We start from the raw sequence: 16,643 nt of genomic DNA, 5'->3' as shown, positions 1-16,643 counted from the left end.
GCTAAACTATTGATGCTCAGGCGAGTCCTCTAGCCTACTCGATCATGCTGACAATCTGGTCTTTTAGGTTGCGGCCTTGTTTGTCCTTCAATTGTGCCATAAGGAAGAGGCTTTTGCCGTCGCTCTTGGCCGCCCAGAGTTGACCAACATTGGTCTTCTCCTTGGTATCATCGCTATCCGCGAGGTGTGCCCCTTTGTATTCGATAGCGAAGACGCGGTCATCCTTCAAGCGTGCCATAAAGTCTGGGTAGAAGCGATCCGTCGAGGTCGGTAGCCAGAAGGACGTTTGCGGGCGATTAGACAGATTGCGAATCCAGTATTTTACCTGCGGCAGTGTATCGAGTAGCTTAGCGCATTCGAACTCTTCACCCTTCCCGTCCAGTTCTCCGATGCTCCCGAAAAAGTGCTTCTTGAATTGATAGGCACCTCGATAGAGGTCTGTCGCAGGGTATGGGCGATTCTCGAAGGCGAAGCCGTCTGTGAAACTGGTTGCCACCTGCGCCTGTGGACTGAGTAGGAATGTTTGATAGCCTTGTGCATAGGCCTGTTGTCGATAGACAGCAATCTTTTGCTGCACGGCTTTGGCCAGCTGGTATTTGAAGCGCAGCAGGTCCTTCAGTGCTAGGCCGCGTGTTGAGGTCAGGTACGCGACTACTTTGCGGCAGAATTCTAACAGCACGGGCTGGGTCACATCGGCTTGTCGACACTCACGATCCAGCCAGCGCGAGAGCTGTAAATCGGTCCAATCAAGCTTGAGGAGTCCAATTTCAAGCTGAGCGTTTTGTTCCAGGTGCTGGTAGATGACTTTCTCGCCCCGCAAATCCACTTCCCATCGCTCGGCAGTGTCCTGGATGGCGAATTCAGCCGAAGTGAGTTCTGCTGCATAGGTGTTCAGTGTCCAGCCGCACAGATCAAGGATCAGTTCTTTTTCGGCAAGCTGCAGCTCGCCCTGCACGTCTATGAATAAGGAGGGTACGGGGAACTTCTCACCGCGCTCTGCCGGGGTGGTGCTGTTGCGATGCATAATGCGATGACGGTGTACCGCGGCCTGGATGTTCTCGCGGCCTTCCGGGGGCATCGTGGCGACAAGGCGTTGTTCCAGCTCGTTTGGAATCTCTCCACGTATTGTGACGGTCACACTTCCGTCCGGGCGTGTTTCCACCTGGACACGTTCAGCGATTTCCGGTGCAAGCCCGTTCAAGTCCGGCGCGCAGTCTAGCGTTTCGAGCAGCACGGGCTCACGGTCAAACAGATCGGTATTCGTGTCGAGGCCTGGAATGGTGGCTTGCCGTGGTTCCACCATGGTGGCCGCCTCATCCGGTTCAAACCCCATTTTTTTGACCAGGGTATCGGTGAGCGCCATCGCGCCTTCACCGAAACGCGGACTTGAAACGTGGGTATAGGCGCGGTTTAAGGCAACTTGGGTGCTGACCTCGGCGTAGGGCATCCTCAGCACGCGGCCAAGTAATTGCTCAATGTCGGTGGCGCTGCCGATGTTCGCCACGGAGCACAGCACGTAGGCGAACGAGCAATCCCAGCCTTCCTTGAGTGCCTCAACTGTGATGATGAATTCTACATGGCAGGTAGGATCGAACAGGTTGATACTATCCAATTCGCGCTGTTCGCCTGTCGCGATAGCGATCTTCTCTACCGCGATGTTTTCGTTCTCGAGAAGATATGTTTTCAAGACCTCAACGGTTACTTCTTGCCCCTTGTCCTGTGCCTGAAAGAGCGCGATGGGGCGGATATAGCGCGTGTCGCTCTTGGCGGTCTCGGCAAGGCGCGCCCGTGTTTCAATTGCATCGTGGACTGCGGCCCGCCAATCTAGATGTTCGGTCAGGATAATGGGTAGCTTAATCATGTCCGCGGCTTTGACCTCAGCGGCGGACGCCCGAAAGAGGACATTGCTGCCGTTGTGTGGATCGGTGTTCGGAGTCGCAGTGAATTCCACGATGCAGGACGGCTTCAAGGCGGCGAGCATCTCAAAAGACAGGTTCGTGCCGGCTTTGTGCGCCTCATCGATGATGACTAATGGACGATGAAACGCCATCAAATTGACGAAGGAGAACTTGAGGCTACCATCTTCGGCTCGATCCAATCCTGGGGCGTTGGCTGGAATATGGGCAAAGTGCGGCTCAAAGTTCTCTGAGTGAGCATACGCCCGACGACCGTCTGGATTGCTGACGCGCAAACTCTGAATAGTTGTGACGATGATAGAGACGCGCTCGGTCAGGTCTTGTGGCCTGATTTGGGCGATTTCCTCCAGATCAAAGACGGAAACACGGCCGTCGTAGGCTTCGTCGAGAGCGGCACGGTAGGGATGGGACGGCTTCTTGAGCGCTTCGGCGGTCTGCACGCGAATCGTGTTGGTCGGCACCATCCACAACACCACAGGGTAATCTCGCTCCAGGAAGTGCCGGCCGGCCTTGGCGACGACATGTGCTGCGAGGAGCGTTTTTCCGGCGCCTGTGGGAAGGCGCAGGCAGACATTCGGGACGCCGGAGAGTCCAGCAATAGTGCGATAGGATGGATGAGTCCTGTTCGGCTCTTGCTCGCGCCAGATCTGCAAAAAAGCTTGTTCTGGATCGCCGGTGATACGGGCGCGCTCAAAAAATGTAGTGAGTGCCTTGAGCGCAGCCAGCTGAAAGTGTTTGAGTTCCATATTCTTGGTTTCCTAGCGTGCCTTGATCTCATACGGAATTTGTCGAAAGGTAATATGTTTCGCCTGTAAACGATTTGCACCTAAACTACAGCCTTCACCAAAAATGATCTTTTTCCCGTCATGCGGTGGGAGGCTGGCGAGAATTTTTCCTGTCAGGATGTTGCCACCAGTCGGACGTGTATCACCCAGGATCCCGTTGTACAGCAGGTAGTAGCCGATTCCTTCGTGACTGCCCAGGAAGGGTGAATTGGCGCGGCCTGAAAACGGGATGCCAGTCTCCAAAAACCACAGATGCGCGGCCAGCGGCGCAAAGCGGATGCCTTGGGAAATATGGCCTGTTTCATCGAAGACAGGAACCCCTAGGCGATAAAAGCGAAAACCGCCGCCACTCTGCCAACCTATGGCCTCTGATATGCCCCCCTGCTCGCCTTCAATAACCTTCTGGAGCCGGGGTACGCAATGGGTCATGGCGTGATCGCCCGTCTCAATACCAATATAACGACGGTTCATTTTGTGTGCGACGGCGGCGGTCGTCCCTGAGCCTAGGAAGGAGTCCAAAACGAGATCATTCTTGTCTGTGGCAATTTGCAAGATCCTCTTAATCAAGCGCTCTGGCTTAGGGGTATCAAAAGCTTCATCTGCACCGAATAGTTCATTGATTTCTTTTTTAGCTTCTTGGTTATGACCCACTTCAGAGTTCGTCCACCAGGTCCACGAACTAACTCCTGATGTTTCACTTAGAAAATTTTTGACCCGAGGTCTAGATTTTCCATTTTTCCCAAACCAGATTCTTTCTTCTTTGCGCAAACGGGTATATTCGCTTTCAATATTAGACCAACATCTTCCTTTTGGCGGTTCATAGACGACGTTTGCTGGCGTTGTGATTTTATACATCTGGTTGGGGCGCCAACCCTGTGCAGTGAAGTCGGTAGACGCCCATGGACCTCGTGGATCATTGTCTGGGTTCTTGAAGTTCTTTGCCTGATCGCTCGAAAGCTGAAGCTTGTTGAAAATAACTTTCCCCGCATCCTTGGCATAGACAAGTAGGTGGTCGTGAGCAGCGCCTAGTTCGATTCGTGCATCTGGGGATGTTCGTTTTTGCCACAGAACCTTAGCAAGGAAGTTTTTTCGTCCGAAAACCTCATCCATAATGATTTTCAAGTAATGCGCTTCATTGTCGTCGATTGTGACCCAGATGCTCCCATCCTTGGTAAGTAGGCTTTGCAACAGCTCTAGGCGGGGATACATCATCGCCAGCCATTGTGTGTGTTCAATATTGTCGTCGTAATGCTCAAAAGCGCTACGTGTGTTGTAGGGCGGATCAATAAAGATGCATTTCACCTTGCCCGCGTAATAAGGTTGTAAAGCTTTTAATGCGTCGAGATTATCGCCCTGAATGAGCATGTTCCCAGCGTCACGATCGCCATGCGAATGCTTTGCCACTTCTTCAAGCAGGCGGTAGGGGGCCTGGGTGGCGGTGTGGATGTCCTTGTCGCGAGTGAGCCAATGAAGCAGTGGCATAGTGTCTTTTATTTATCCGTAATCGCGCCGTTTGCCGCCGAAAGATTGAGCCAACATTTACCAGTTGCTGGCATTGTCGTGAGATATTTGGGCTTAAGTAGCTCTATTCGAAAAACTCACCTATGTTTTAGTGCAGCCTACATTGTCCTATTCAGCCAATCCAGATCTCAGAATCTGAGTTTCTAGGGTTTTAGGACTTTCCTGTCAACCTCTCCCCCTATCTAGTGCTGGTTCAATTAATTTGGTGAATGGCAATTTCGATGGGTTTGGTACCCAAGAGAAAGCGGAGGCCAGTAAGGAGGGAAGACTGCGGATTTTGTTCTACCGGCCGATCTGGACGGCTTGACTGATGGGATAGGCGGGATAGACGATCTATTCTTCGGAGAATCGTGACTGCTGCATCGATCTACTCCTGTCGTCGAGGACCGCCGAAGCCGCCATTCTACTCTCGTTTTAAGCTGCCGTCGTTTTCGGGAGAGACGTCAGATATATGCCATGGTCTGAAAAATGTTTCTGTTATATATCAACACATTACGCCATGCCGAACCGTTGACAACAAATTCAGTTCCGACCGTACCTCTGTCAGTATATTTACCATCAAATTCGTTTGCAGGAAAAAGCGATGACACGTTGAACGGTTGGCTTAGATTACAATGACTTACGGAGATTCATGTGTAAGGAGTATTAGTTCCTCGGACAGTTTCTACCGCTTCCCCGTCGTGTGCCTGCGCCTCGTCACGTCTCTACGCCAACGGCCTATCCATGTCAACACGGACGCCTGCCGCCAGGTTCAATGCATGACGCACCTGTTCAATGGACTCGGTGATCCATGCAAATCACGTCCGTCCATGGTCGCTCTTCCGGTCGCTCCTCTCGGCGTTTCTGTATTGAGGGCTGCGGGACCCACAAACTAGGGATTGGCCTAGGATGGTTACGCGCCGGCTGGCGCTATGGTGAGCGTCAAAACCATGCAGATGTGTGGGGATCGCACACCTGCCCTTGCTCACCTGGTTCCATCCCTCAAGAAAGGAGTCGCATCATGAAATGGTTCATGTTCGCCTGTGTCGTCGGGGCGTTACTGTTCAGCGGCGGTCTCGGTTTGTCGGAGGCCAGTGAGGCGAAGGCCAAGATGGAAAAGGCTAAAGGAGAAGTCAAAGGTTCGATGGAGGAAGGCAAGGGGGAGGCCAAGGCCCTCATGGAAGAGGCGAAGGGAAATGAGACGAAAGCCGAGATCGAACGCGCGAAAGGTAAGATGAAAGGCGCCGTGGAACGAGGAAAAGGTAACGTCAAAGAGTTGAAGGAAAAGATGAAGGATTAGCGCGCGATGGCGGATGGCCTGCATGTCAGCCATCCGCCTCGTCGTGATCGACAATGGCTAAGGAGAGCGTCGCTTTCGGGGAACCTTCAGACCCTTGGCCCGTGCCTCCGACAGCCCGATGGCAATGGCCTGCTCTCGGCTGGTGACTTTTCTCCCGCTGCGCCCGCTCCTGAGCGTGCCCCGCTTCCGCTTGTGCAGCGCTCGCTTCACCATGTTCTGTGAACCTCGGCTGTAGCGTGCCATGCGACCCTCCACGTTGGTGTGCTGACGGCGGAACGACGGACAGGCACCCTGTTCCGGTCCGCGCGCCATAGCCTCATTGTAAGGTGGAGAATCACGTGATGAACCTGGGCCTCTCCCGAGCTGGCATGGCTCAGGCGACCCGTTTGTCGTCTAAGGCTCGATCCAGATTGCTGGCCGCACTGATGAGGGCAATATGGGTGAAGGCTTGCGGAAAATTGCCCAGCGTCTCACCGCTCTCCCCGATTTGTTCTCCGTAGAGGCCTAGGTGGTTGGCGTGACCCAACATCCGCTCAAAGAGTAAGCGAGCTTCCGCCAATTTGCTCGGCTCGAATCGTCCCGCCCTCGTGAGCGCCTCAACGAGCCAGAAGGAACACATCGTAAACGTGCCTTCCTTCCCGTGCAGGCCGTCCGAATCGGAAGCGCTGTCGTACCGATAGACGAGGCCGTCGGACACGAGTCCCCCCTCCTCCGGTGATCGAGTGATGGCGTCCAACGTGCGGAGCATGCGCGGATCGTTCGGCGCCAGGAAGAAGACCAGCGGCATCAATAGCGCGGCTGCATCCAGCCGATCGCTTCCGTACTGTTGCACAAAGGCCTGTCGGTCGTGATTCCAGCCCTTGTTCATGATGTCTTCATACACGCGGTCACGGATGTGCCGCCACTGTTCGATATCGGCGGGAAACGATCGCTTCTCCGCCAATCGGACCCCGCGGTCCATCGCCACCCAACTCATCAGTTTGGTATGGACGAATTGCTTGCGGCCTCCCCTGACCTCCCAGATCCCTTCGTCCGGCTCCTGCCAGTGTTTCCCGAGCCAATCGAGTTGCCGCCGGATGTGCAACCAGGCGTCGTAGCCGATCGGCATGACGTGCTTGTTGTACAAATACATCGAGTCGAATAGCTCCCCATAGATGTCCAACTGCAGTTGGCAAAAGGCGGCGTTGCCGACCCGCACCGGCCGGGAGCCCCGGTATCCCTCCAGATGATCCAGCCGCTGCTCCGTCAAATCGTGGCGCCCGTCGATACCGTAGACGCTTTGCAGTCCGCCGTCCGGTTCGACCTCGCCCATGCGCTGTCCCAGCCACTCCATGAAGTGGTGGGCTTCCTCCGTAAACCCCAGGCGCAGCAGCCCATACAAGGTGAACGCCGCATCACGCAGCCAGGTGTAACGGTAATCCCAGTTCCGCTCTCCACCGATGGTCTCGGGCAAACTGCAGGTCGGCGACGCCACGATCGCGCCGGTCGGCTCGTAGGTCATCAGCTTGAGTGCGAGTGCTGATCGATTGACCATTTCGCGCCAGCGACCGTGATAGGTCGATTTCGACAACCAGCGATGCCAGTAGTCCACCGTCTGTTGCAGGATGGTCTGGGCCTCGGCGCTGGACGGCGCGCATCGAACCCTGCTGTCGGGACGAACGGGGCCAAAGGCAAACACCGCCTCCTGCCCGGCCGCCAGGACAAACGTTGCGCAGACGTTTCCCGCGTCCTGTGTGAGCGGAACCGTCGATACGAGTCCCACCGATATCGTGGGTGTGGCGAAGACGGCCTCGAGAAGTGACAGATGCAGTTCGTGCCGTTGTCTGGCATAGTCACAGGCAGGCTGACAGCGAAGTCCGAAGCGAAGCTCTCCCCTGGTCACCTTCACTCGTCGAATCAGGTGGTTGCACCAGGGTGAATCGTCGGCAATCCCCACCGGCATGAAGTCTTCGATTTCGCCGATCCCGTCCGGGGACAGAAAGCGGGTCACCAATACGTTGGCATCAGGCCAATAGAACTGTTTGGTGCGGAGGTGCTCTGTTTCCGGTTTGATGTCGAAGCGGCCGCCGGTTTGGTCATCGAGGATTGCAGCGAAGACACTGGGGGAGTCGAACGCCGGCAGGCACAGCCAGTCGATGCCCCCGCTCTTATTGACCAGCGCTGCAGTCCGCAGGTTGCCGATGAGACCGTAATCTTCGATCGGGCTGTAGGGCATCGTGGATGCGTCCGAGGCGACCGTGAGCTGGTCTGTTCGATACGATTGTTGCTCGAAACGTCTCTATCCCATCATCCCGTCCGGCACCGCGCTGGTATCCTCGGGAAAACCCGAGTCGAGCGGAGGTTTGCCCATAGCGCGTCGTCAGGTCACAATTCTTTGGCCCAAAACAGGAAGGCCCCGTGGCCTCCCTTGGTGGGAGGGGCTCCGGCGGGGTCTCGAAACATCCCGAAGTTGTAGCTGTAGTTGAGCTCGAGTTGAGATTTCCAGGGAGCGCCGGTGACGAAGCCTCCGCCGAGCGCCGGCAGGGAATCGGTCGTGTTCCTGACGCCCTGCGGTGTTTGCCGCGGCCGCTCCACGAGTCCGTAGGTCGCGGTGACGTAAGGATACAGAAAGAAGAGTGCTTCATACCGATAGGTGACGCTGGCAATGGCATAGCGGCGGGGAAACAATTCATTGAATGCGACACCCGGCATGGTGGGCAGTGAGATCGCGTCCCACTCAAACCCGGTGGGACGGCCTGGCAGACGAAACGTGCTGAACCGATCGAGGTCTTTCCCGATCCCCCCGTAGAAACTCGTGATGAGCCTGTGTCGCTCACTCTCGATTCCGGGGAGTCCATGGGCGAACACGGCATAGGCCGACGCCGCGAGGTAGGTCTGTTCCTTCTTATAGTCGGGCGTATCGAACGGCTCTCCGCCCCATGAACCCCACTTTGCCCGATGGCCGTGCAGGACGTCCCCGCCGATTGAAAATCCCTTGTGAGGCAGTTCCATGAGGTTGCGCACCAGCGCATCCCAACGGATGCGCCCATGGATGCGACCTTCATAGGTGTCCTTCGGGACACCGTAGTCGGACGAGGTATGTCCGGTCCCTTTGAACCACCGATAGCCCGGCTCATAGGTCAGAAACACATTCAACGCACTGTCTTGCTCGAAGGGGACGAAGGGAAATCGATACCCGACCCCGAATCCGGCGAAGACATAGTTCCATTCGATTTCGGTCCCCCTGATCCGTTGGCCTTCGACGTATTCGGACCGCCCCAAGGGTGCGATGAAATTGTCCAGCGTAAACACGAGCGACCAGTTGGGTAACGAGCGCAAGCCGATCGTGTAATCGATGTCGTTGACCACGCCCGAGAAGGTTCCCCGGAATCGCCGATTGTCGCCGTCCCAATTGCGCCAAACATACAGGGCTCCGAACGGCAGCATCTCCATCTGGCTGGGACCGTTGGGGGTGTACTGCAATCCAAAGTTGATCGCGGTGACGCTTCGTCGATCCCGGGGCGGCACGTAGATTTCTTCGCCGAACAACGTCGTACGATATTCCTTTCCCGCTTCCGCAGTCTTCTCCTCCTCGGCCCCCGCAGGATCGAGGTGAAGCGCGGTGAAGCCCCAGGTCATCAGTGCAACGACTACGACCAGAGTCCAGTTTGCGGCGAGCATGATGTAATCCGATCACTGCCCTGCTTCGTGATGCGGTCCCGGTGCGATGTGCTGTCCGAGCGACCTTGCCGAAATGAGCAACGGCGAGCTGAGTTCGTCCGAACCGCGAGGGTTGACCCCTCGAGTCATTCGCTCTCCACTCGTGGCCGCCGTTTCGTCCGTCGAGTTATCCTACGATTCGAGCGAAATCGATCGCGCTGGGGAAGCCCCTAGAGGCGAGTCGGCCTCACCCTAGCGCTTTGAGCCGGAGTCGGCCGCAGGGAAGGAGCTGCGCGATGTGTGATCGGACAACGAGGAGCCGATCGCGTCGCCGGTCGATGCACATGCGAGATGGATTGTCGTGGTCGGTGCGGTCTTCTCATGGGGAGCGTTGGGCCGACCGCTGCGTCAGATCACGACGCGTGCGGTGAGGAGATCGGTATGGTCGGCCGTGACTTGAGAGTCACCCCTATCGTATACTGACTCGTCCGGAACGAGCAAACTTCACACCACACGATAGGTCTTCCTTATGCCGAAGCCCACCATCATCATCGCGGATGATCATCGCCTCGTGTCGGAAGGAATTGTCAAGCTGCTGGAGCAGGAATATCAGATCGTCGCCACCCCCAATGACGGCCGCACGCTGGTCGAGGCGGCCGAACAGCTTCAGCCGGACCTGGCCTTCGTGGATATTTCCTTACCGCTGCTGAACGGGCTGGATGCATGCCGGCATTTGCGGAAATCGAATCCGCAGACGAAGATCGTCATTTTGACCATGCATGCCGAGCCGCATTTCGTCGACGAGGCGTTTCGGGTCGGGGTCAGCGGGTATGTCCTCAAACAGTCGGTCGGCGAGGAACTGCTTTTTGCGGTGCGAGAAGTCCTCAAGGGCAGGACCTACGTTTCGCCGATCGTGGCGCAAGGGCTTATCGATAAGGCCGTCGCGAGCGCGACCGATCCGGTTGCGCCGCCGGTCGCACCGAAACCCGCCGTGATGTTGAGTCTTCGTCAACGGGAAGTACTGCAGTTGGTTGCGGAAGGAAAGTCCAACAAAGAGATTGCGTCGATCATCAACGTCACCCTCAAGACCGTCGAGTTCCACAAGGCTCGAATCTCGAAGGAGTTGGGGGCTAAGACGACCGCCGAACTGACCAAGCAGGCCATTCACCTCGGCCTGATTTCCCCTCCCGAGACGCCCCCGACCACCGAACTGCGCCAGCACTAAGCGGCTGCCGGGTCTTCCCGCCGCTCACAGGTCGGTCAGTCCCTGCGACAGCGCGAATTTCGTCAGATCCGACGCCGTCTTCACGCCGACTTTCTTCATGATTTCCGCCTTGTGAAACTCGACGGTCTTTTCGGAGATAGACATTTCCGACGCAATGTCTTTGGTGGAACGGCCGTTGGCAAAGAGCTTGAGGAACTCGGTTTGTCGCGGCGTCAGTTGCACCCGATAGCCTTCCGGGCGCATCCAGGGGTGATCGATGATCTCCCGGACATCGGGGCTGACATCCGACGAGATGAATCGGCGGTTGCTCATCACGGCCCTAATGGCTGAGAGCAACTCCGTAGCGGCCGACTGCTTGAGGACATATCCGGCCGCGCCTTTTCGGAACCCCTCACTGACGTAAAACGGTTCGCTCATCATCGTGACGAAAATGATTTTGACGTGAGGGAGGAGGGACTTGATCCGTACCGCCAAGTCGAATCCGTTGGAATCGGCCATCGACACGTCCAGCAGGATGATATCGGGTTTGCACGAGGGGGCCTGATCCAACAATTCATCCCCGCTCTGTGCGCTGCCCACGACGACCGTATCCTTTGCCAGCAGCTGGCGGAAGCCCTCCAGCACCAGAGGGTGGTCGTCGGCGATAAAGACGCGAGGTGGATGCATCGTATGTACCGTCCCGTTCCCGATCGATCACAATCAGTGATCTCCCGTGCGGTTGGCGAGTTTCATCGTACCACACCCCCAACCGCTGTCCGCTATGTGAAACCCTAGCGGCTCTGCGTGGGAGCCGGGAGGCCCGAGGGCTCAATGGACCGCGTGTTGACGTCGCCGTCGGTTCCCGTCCACCCCGCAGGCCCACGATTCGCGAGGAGACTCAGCCCTCCCGTTCCAGGAGCGCGATGGGGCAGGATTCAAATACTTCCGCGGCAAGCAGGATCTGTCGGTCTCCATCAGAGACCGTTCGCAGCCTTGCTCCTGTAAGGACGTGGCGATAGGTCGATCCGGGTTTCCAGGAGGGCACGGTGATACCGGTCTCGGCCCACACCGTCTCCCCCAGCGGCAACTGCGACGGATCGGAAAGGATGGCCGTGAGTAGTCGAGGGACCACGGTGACCGTCGCCATGTCGTTATGGAGACGGGCAAACGCGAACAGATGCTCTCGGCGCGGACCGGCGACGGTGAGGGGCACGTATTCGCCGGCAGCGAACAGCGGCTCATGCCGACGCCGAAAGTGCAGGGTCTGCAGGATGAGCCACATCTTGATCCGTCCGTCGCTCCTGTTGACCAGGAGGTGCTCCAAGAATCTCGCCTGTGGGGCGCCGGCGGTTTCCTGCATGCGGAATTCCTCCAGAATGGCGCGCCGCAGGTTGAAATCCACTGGGCGGCGATTGTCGGGATCCACCAGGCTGAAATCCCACAGTTCACTCCCCTGATAGAAATCCGGGACGCCGGGCGCGGTCATTTTGAGGAGCACCTGTGCCAGCGAATAATAGACTCCATAGGCAGAGACCCGGTGCTGGAACGCCGCAAAGTCCGCAAGGAAGTCCGACGCCCGGACGGGATCCAAGATCGCACTTATGAAACGTGACATCGCGTCTTCGTACTCCGCGTCCGGATTCACCCAGCTGGTGCGGGACTTCGCTTCCCGAAGCGCCTTGACCATGTAGCCGTGGATCCGCTCACGAAATTCCTCGCGTTCCCGTTGGTCCTCCAGCCCGGTTGCCGGCCAGGCGCCGACCAGGGTCTGATACAGGGCATATTCGTCACCCGCGGCCGGCATGACGCCCTGCTCACCGTTCGCTTTCCACTTGCGGTTCAATTTGCGCCACCGCAGCGTCTGTTGTTGCCACTCCTTGGGGATTTCCGACAGGACGCTCAACCTGGTCCGGAGATCCTCCCCGCGCTTGGTGTCGTGCGTGGCGGTGGCTGAGAGCGCGTGTGGAGTTTTGCCCTGGCGCGTTTTGAATTGTTGATGCACGAGCGGGGGGAAGAGGCCGAATTGCTGCGGGTCCCCTCCGACCTCGTTGAGTGACAGCAAACGATGGTACCGATAGAAGGCGGTGTCCTCGACTCCCTTCGCCGTGACCGGGCTGGTGAGCTGCTGAAACTTCATCACGAATGCCCGGTGCTCGTCGCCGCCCGCGCCGTCGGCGGTGATGGGCGTAAGGAGCAAATCGCGGACGAAATCGAAGACCAAACCGCTGACGGCGGGGTTTCTGCGTTTCGCCTTGGCGACAGCCTGCCAGATAAACGTGCGGTCGCGATCGAGCAGGCCGTCCTCGCCGGGTCTGATGTATGTGCGGTAGACCGGGAAACAGGCGATGATTTCCCGGAGCACGTCGATGAGGCTGTTCAAGGTGAAATCCCGGGAACCCCGATCGCGTTCGGAAAGCCGATTCAGCTGATGGCCGAGCACGTTCAACTCGCTCACCATCGAGACCTTCATGATCAAGCGCTTGCAGGCATAGGCCAACTCATCGAACGGTTGCTCCTCCCCTACAAAGCGCGCATAGGCCTGATCCATGGCCCGCTCATTGTTGCGATCGACGAAGAGCCCATTGATCAACGAAAGAAATTCATAGCCCGTGGTGCCATATACGGGCCACGGGGCCGGCAGCTCTTCATTGGTCCCCAGAATTTTCTCCACGACCAGATATAGGGGCCATGGGCCGGATCCCGGCGCCAATGCCGAGGCCGCCCAGTCCTGAAGCCGCTGCAGGTAGTCCGCCGGATCGTACAGACCGTCGACGTGGTCGATCCGTAATCCGGTCACCGTGCCGGACTGCAACAGATCGAAGATCAGCCGGTGCGATCGCTCGAATACCGCCGGCAGTTCCATGCGGAGGGCGGCGAGTTCGTTGACGTCGAAAAAGCGTCGATAGTTCACCTCTTCGGCCGCGACTCGCCAGTGGGCCAGGCGATAGGCTTGCGCCTCCAGCAAACGATGGAGGAGATCAAACGAGGACGGAACCCCGACGGTGCCGTTGGCTCGCTCAAGCGAGGCAGCCACGTAGGCACGCACGGCGGCATGCGTCTCGACCAGTGTGGCCAATCGTCGGCGGATGACGGTCTTTTCTCGGTACCGTTCCGTCACGGCATCCGGCTGGGTGATGTGCCGCGAGGGAAGGTGTGTCAGGGCCGTCAGAATGCTCTGTAGTTCGACGACGTGGGGGGCCTCCGTTCCCTCCTGCTGGAGAAACGCATCCAGGCCGTTCGTAAGGAGAAGCGAGCAGGTTTCAGGCGCGATGGGAAAGCGGTGACTGTAATAGGCCAGTACGATCCGGCCTTCGTCGTATTGCAGTTGCAGTTCCTTGGCCTCGAGCACCCGTCCATAGGGCGCGCCGAGAATCGGCAGCAGGACCTTGTCCTGCAATTCCGGCTTCAGCGGCGTCCAGTCGATGTCGAAATAGGCCGCAAAGGGAGAACCGGGTCCGTTCTCGAGCACATCCTGCCACCAGCGGTTGATCTCGGAATTGATGCCCATGTGGTTGGCCACCACGTCCATGATCTGGCCCATGCCGCGTTCTTGGAGCGCCCGCACGAAGTGGCCGAACTCTTCCTCGCTCCCAAGTTCGGGATTGAGCCGGCCCGGGTCGACGATGTCGTACCCGTGTGCGCTTCCTGGAACCGAGGCGAGATAGGGAGAACAATAGACATCGGTAATACCTAAGTCGGACAAGTACCCGGTGACTTCTGCGGCATCCTTGAATCGAAAGGCACGGTTGAATTGAAGCCGATAGGTGGAAACGGGAATTTTCGCCATGCGTCTTACTCCGGAAGCGCGGTCGTTCGCGGGGAATTCTAAACAGACGGCCCTGCCCGATCGATACATCTCCTGCCGCTGGCACCCACAACGTTCACGATTGGCGCCCTATTCCTGCTGTGGCCGTCGCGCGTTCAGGCGTGAGGCATCGGCCTTCGCGTTGTCGACCTTACGGACCTGCGGCGGGGGCTGGTCTTCGTCCATCTGAGGGGCCGATTGCATCCGAAACCCCCAGCGTGTGGAGTTGATCGGCCACATGCGATGCGTGCCGGCCTGAGGTCGAGACAAACCGTTTCGCGTTCCCATCGGCGGAACTCCTTTCGTCGTCGGCTCCCCGCCCGTCCACGATGTTAAGGGCTTATTGTAGCGACCGGCTGACTCGAGGTTGCTCGGAAGAACCCTAGTTCCAATGGGACTGTATCCCACTCTGCGACAACGGTGCCGGTGTCCCGGCGAGATCCTGTGTTAGACGTGCGGCGAGGGATTTGGCCTCTGAGGCGCCGTGTGCGAGGTAGTGATGGGCGACTGGTTCTGGTACAGACCGACCACGAATGCTGGAAGGTGAAGCGTCGTATGGGGAGCGGACATTACCAGTCGTTGCGGAAGCATGGGCTCATGGCCATGCGGACCCGAATGAGTCGGAATCGAGTCAGTTTCCAACGTCCACCCGCCGATCGGCCCTGTGGGATCGATCGAGGCTGGTGCCGCGTTCAGGCCGAGGATCAGCAGCAGCGATGTGCAGGGTTCGACCAGATCGGTCGTCCATTCCAGCAGAAGCACGTCCGGGTGCCCAGATGGCCGGCAGTGCACCGGGCCGCTGGTCATGGCCAGGCACAGTTGTGTCCGCAGCCGGATCAGGCGCCTCGTCCACTCCAGTCGACTGCGTTCCTCGGCCGTGCGTTCCCTGCTCCAATCCAGCCGGCTTCGCGTGAACACAGTGGGGTCCGACGGGTCGGGAATGTGATCGGGGGGCCAACCGAGGGGGGCGAACTCCCGGCGCCGGCCGATCCGGACCGCTTCCCGCAGTCCGGGGTCTCCGTGATCGACGAAATAGAGAAATGGCGCCCGCTCGCCATACTCCTCCCCCATGAACAACAGCGGAATCTGGGGCGACAGCAGGACCGCCGCCGCCGCGACATCCAAGGCTTCGCGGCATACCAATGTGCTCAATCGGTCTCCGACCGCCCGGTTTCCAATTTGGTCATGGTTTTGCGCGAACAGCACGAATTTTGATGGCGGGAGCTGTCCAGGATCATTGCCATGCCGTCGGCGACGGAGAGGCGAACGTTGGCCCCGGTAGACGAATCCATGGCGGTAGGCCGAAGCCATATCCGGGAGCCCCTCAAAATCCTGGTAATACCCGTTGCGTTCCCCCGTCAGCGCCACGTGCAAGCCGTGGTGAAAATCATCATTCCATTGGGCGTCGAGGCCATAGCCTCCCGATTCCGGCGGGGCAAGTAGCCGTGCATCGTTCAAGTCGCTTTCGGCGATGACGAGGATTTGTCGTCGGAGGCGCTCAGCCTGACGATGCACCGCCGATCGGATCTCATCGAGGATATGGCGCGCGCTGAAATCGTAGATGCCGTGTACGGCATCCAGGCGCAGTCCGTCGATGTGGTACTCGGTGACCCAGTACAGGGCATTGCTGATGATGAAGTGGCGGACCTCGTCGCTGTCCGGTCCATCATAGTTCAGCGCCGCGCCCCAAGGCGTGCGGTACCGATCCGTGAAGTAGGGACCGAACTCGTGCACGTAGGTGCCCTCGGGGCCGAAATGGTTGTACACCACATCGAGGATGACGGCGAGCCCGGCCTCGTGACAGGCATTCACCAATCGCTTCAGCCCTTCCGGGCCTCCATAGTTGGCCTGGGGCGCGAAGGGATAGGCGCCGTCGTAGCCCCAGTTTCTCCGGCCCGGGCACTGCGCGACCGGCATCAGCTCGATCGCGGTGATGCCGACCTCATGCTTCAGATAGGCCAGCCGGTCTCTGATGCCGTCGAAGGTGCCGGCTTCCGTGAACGTGCCGGTGTGGAGTTCGTACAGCACTAACGTATTGGCCTGCAGCCCCCGCCACTGCTGATCCGACCAGGAAAAATCGGCCGGGGCCACGACGACCGAGGCCCCATGGACCCCATGGGGCTGGAAACGGGACGCAGGGTCAGGCCGTTCGACGCGATCGTCCAGGCGATACAGATATTCCGTCCCGGGCCGGACCAACAGGGGGGCCGTCGTATGGTAGCCGCGCTCGTCCCGCGTCATCGGAATAGTGGCCTCCGCATCGCCGAGCAGGCGAACGGCGACCTTCTCTACGAACGGAGCCCACACTCGAAACACCACTTCCCCGTCTTGCTGGATGCAAGCCCCGAGGTCGAGGGTCCAGCGTTCGTCATGCGGTGTGGCATGCAACATCCTTCGTACTCTACCGGCGCCGGCGCTGTGACTCAAGTCTGGTTCTCACGAGGGCTACTTGATTCTGGTCGCCGGAACTCAGTATAGGGAGAGAAGGCAACGC

The 16,643-nt window shown here is 58.3% G+C and carries 11 protein-coding genes; 2 read left to right on the top strand and 9 right to left on the bottom strand.

The window, feature by feature from the left end; translation table 11 throughout:
• Positions 1-34 precede the first annotated feature (34 nt).
• Together KF814_00905 and KF814_00900 are read right to left on the bottom strand one after the other, a co-directional pair.
• Entirely contained in the window at positions 35-2,662 is a 2,628-nt protein-coding gene (locus tag KF814_00905; protein MBX3234683.1) for a DEAD/DEAH box helicase family protein, read from the bottom strand.
• 12 nt (positions 2,663-2,674) lie between these two features.
• Positions 2,675-4,183, bottom strand: a complete 1,509-nt coding sequence (locus KF814_00900) for a site-specific DNA-methyltransferase (protein ID MBX3234682.1) — start codon at positions 4,181-4,183, stop codon at positions 2,675-2,677.
• Positions 4,184-5,222: 1,039 nt separating this feature from the next.
• On the opposite strand from KF814_00900, the gene KF814_00895 reads away from it, so the two are divergent.
• A complete protein-coding gene (locus KF814_00895) occupies positions 5,223-5,501 on the top strand; it encodes a hypothetical protein (protein ID MBX3234681.1) in 279 nt (92 codons plus the stop codon).
• Between the two features lie 57 nt (positions 5,502-5,558).
• Here KF814_00895 and KF814_00890 read toward each other — a convergent pair whose 3' ends face one another.
• From KF814_00890 to KF814_00880, 3 genes are all read right to left on the bottom strand, one after another.
• Entirely contained in the window at positions 5,559-5,744 is a 186-nt protein-coding gene (locus KF814_00890) for a hypothetical protein (GenBank protein MBX3234680.1), read from the bottom strand.
• Between the two features lie 130 nt (positions 5,745-5,874).
• On the bottom strand, positions 5,875-7,716 hold the full coding sequence (locus KF814_00885; GenBank protein ID MBX3234679.1) for a glycoside hydrolase family 15 protein: 1,842 nt from the start codon (positions 7,714-7,716) through the stop codon (positions 5,875-5,877).
• Positions 7,717-7,865: 149 nt separating this feature from the next.
• A complete protein-coding gene (locus KF814_00880) occupies positions 7,866-9,161 on the bottom strand; it encodes a hypothetical protein (GenBank protein MBX3234678.1) in 1,296 nt (431 codons plus the stop codon).
• 508 nt (positions 9,162-9,669) lie between these two features.
• Here KF814_00880 and KF814_00875 point away from each other — a divergent pair.
• A complete protein-coding gene (locus KF814_00875; protein ID MBX3234677.1) occupies positions 9,670-10,365 on the top strand; it encodes a response regulator transcription factor in 696 nt (231 codons plus the stop codon).
• A gap of 24 nt (positions 10,366-10,389) precedes the next feature.
• Here the strand turns inward: KF814_00875 and KF814_00870 are convergent, their stop codons facing one another.
• The 4 genes from KF814_00870 to treZ form a co-directional block, all read right to left on the bottom strand.
• Positions 10,390-11,031, bottom strand: a complete 642-nt coding sequence (locus KF814_00870; protein MBX3234676.1) for a response regulator transcription factor — start codon at positions 11,029-11,031, stop codon at positions 10,390-10,392.
• A 211-nt stretch (positions 11,032-11,242) separates the two neighbouring features.
• The gene (gene treY, locus KF814_00865) at positions 11,243-14,131 is read right to left on the bottom strand and encodes a malto-oligosyltrehalose synthase (GenBank protein ID MBX3234675.1); all 2,889 of its coding nucleotides are present in this window, start codon (positions 14,129-14,131) and stop codon (positions 11,243-11,245) included.
• Positions 14,132-14,239: 108 nt separating this feature from the next.
• Entirely contained in the window at positions 14,240-14,437 is a 198-nt protein-coding gene (locus KF814_00860; GenBank protein ID MBX3234674.1) for a hypothetical protein, read from the bottom strand.
• A gap of 159 nt (positions 14,438-14,596) precedes the next feature.
• The gene (gene treZ / locus KF814_00855) at positions 14,597-16,540 is read right to left on the bottom strand and encodes a malto-oligosyltrehalose trehalohydrolase (protein ID MBX3234673.1); all 1,944 of its coding nucleotides are present in this window, start codon (positions 16,538-16,540) and stop codon (positions 14,597-14,599) included.
• Between the last annotated feature and the right edge of the window lie 103 nt (positions 16,541-16,643).

It is taken from the genome of Nitrospiraceae bacterium (assembly GCA_019637075.1).
Classification (GTDB): Bacteria; Nitrospirota; Nitrospiria; order Nitrospirales; family Nitrospiraceae; genus JAHBWI01.
Note: the sequence above shows the minus strand (reverse complement) of the source record. Positions and strands in the feature narration are given on the sequence as shown.

Bases quoted from the DNA above. Each gene is read 5' to 3' on its own strand.
- KF814_00890 (MBX3234680.1), bottom strand. From the start codon at position 5,744: ATGGCACGCTACAGCCGAGGTTCACAGAACATGGTGAAGCGAGCGCTG.
- treY (MBX3234675.1), bottom strand. From the start codon at position 14,131: ATGGCGAAAATTCCCGTTTCCACCTATCGGCTTCAATTCAACCGTGCC.
- KF814_00870 (MBX3234676.1), bottom strand. From the start codon at position 11,031: ATGCATCCACCTCGCGTCTTTATCGCCGACGACCACCCTCTGGTGCTG.
- KF814_00900 (MBX3234682.1), bottom strand. From the start codon at position 4,183: ATGCCACTGCTTCATTGGCTCACTCGCGACAAGGACATCCACACCGCC.
- KF814_00875 (MBX3234677.1), top strand. From the start codon at position 9,670: ATGCCGAAGCCCACCATCATCATCGCGGATGATCATCGCCTCGTGTCG.
- KF814_00860 (MBX3234674.1), bottom strand. From the start codon at position 14,437: ATGGGAACGCGAAACGGTTTGTCTCGACCTCAGGCCGGCACGCATCGC.
- KF814_00895 (MBX3234681.1), top strand. From the start codon at position 5,223: ATGAAATGGTTCATGTTCGCCTGTGTCGTCGGGGCGTTACTGTTCAGC.
- KF814_00905 (MBX3234683.1), bottom strand. From the start codon at position 2,662: ATGGAACTCAAACACTTTCAGCTGGCTGCGCTCAAGGCACTCACTACA.
- KF814_00880 (MBX3234678.1), bottom strand. From the start codon at position 9,161: ATGCTCGCCGCAAACTGGACTCTGGTCGTAGTCGTTGCACTGATGACC.
- treZ (MBX3234673.1), bottom strand. From the start codon at position 16,540: ATGTTGCATGCCACACCGCATGACGAACGCTGGACCCTCGACCTCGGG.
- KF814_00885 (MBX3234679.1), bottom strand. From the start codon at position 7,716: ATGCCCTACAGCCCGATCGAAGATTACGGTCTCATCGGCAACCTGCGG.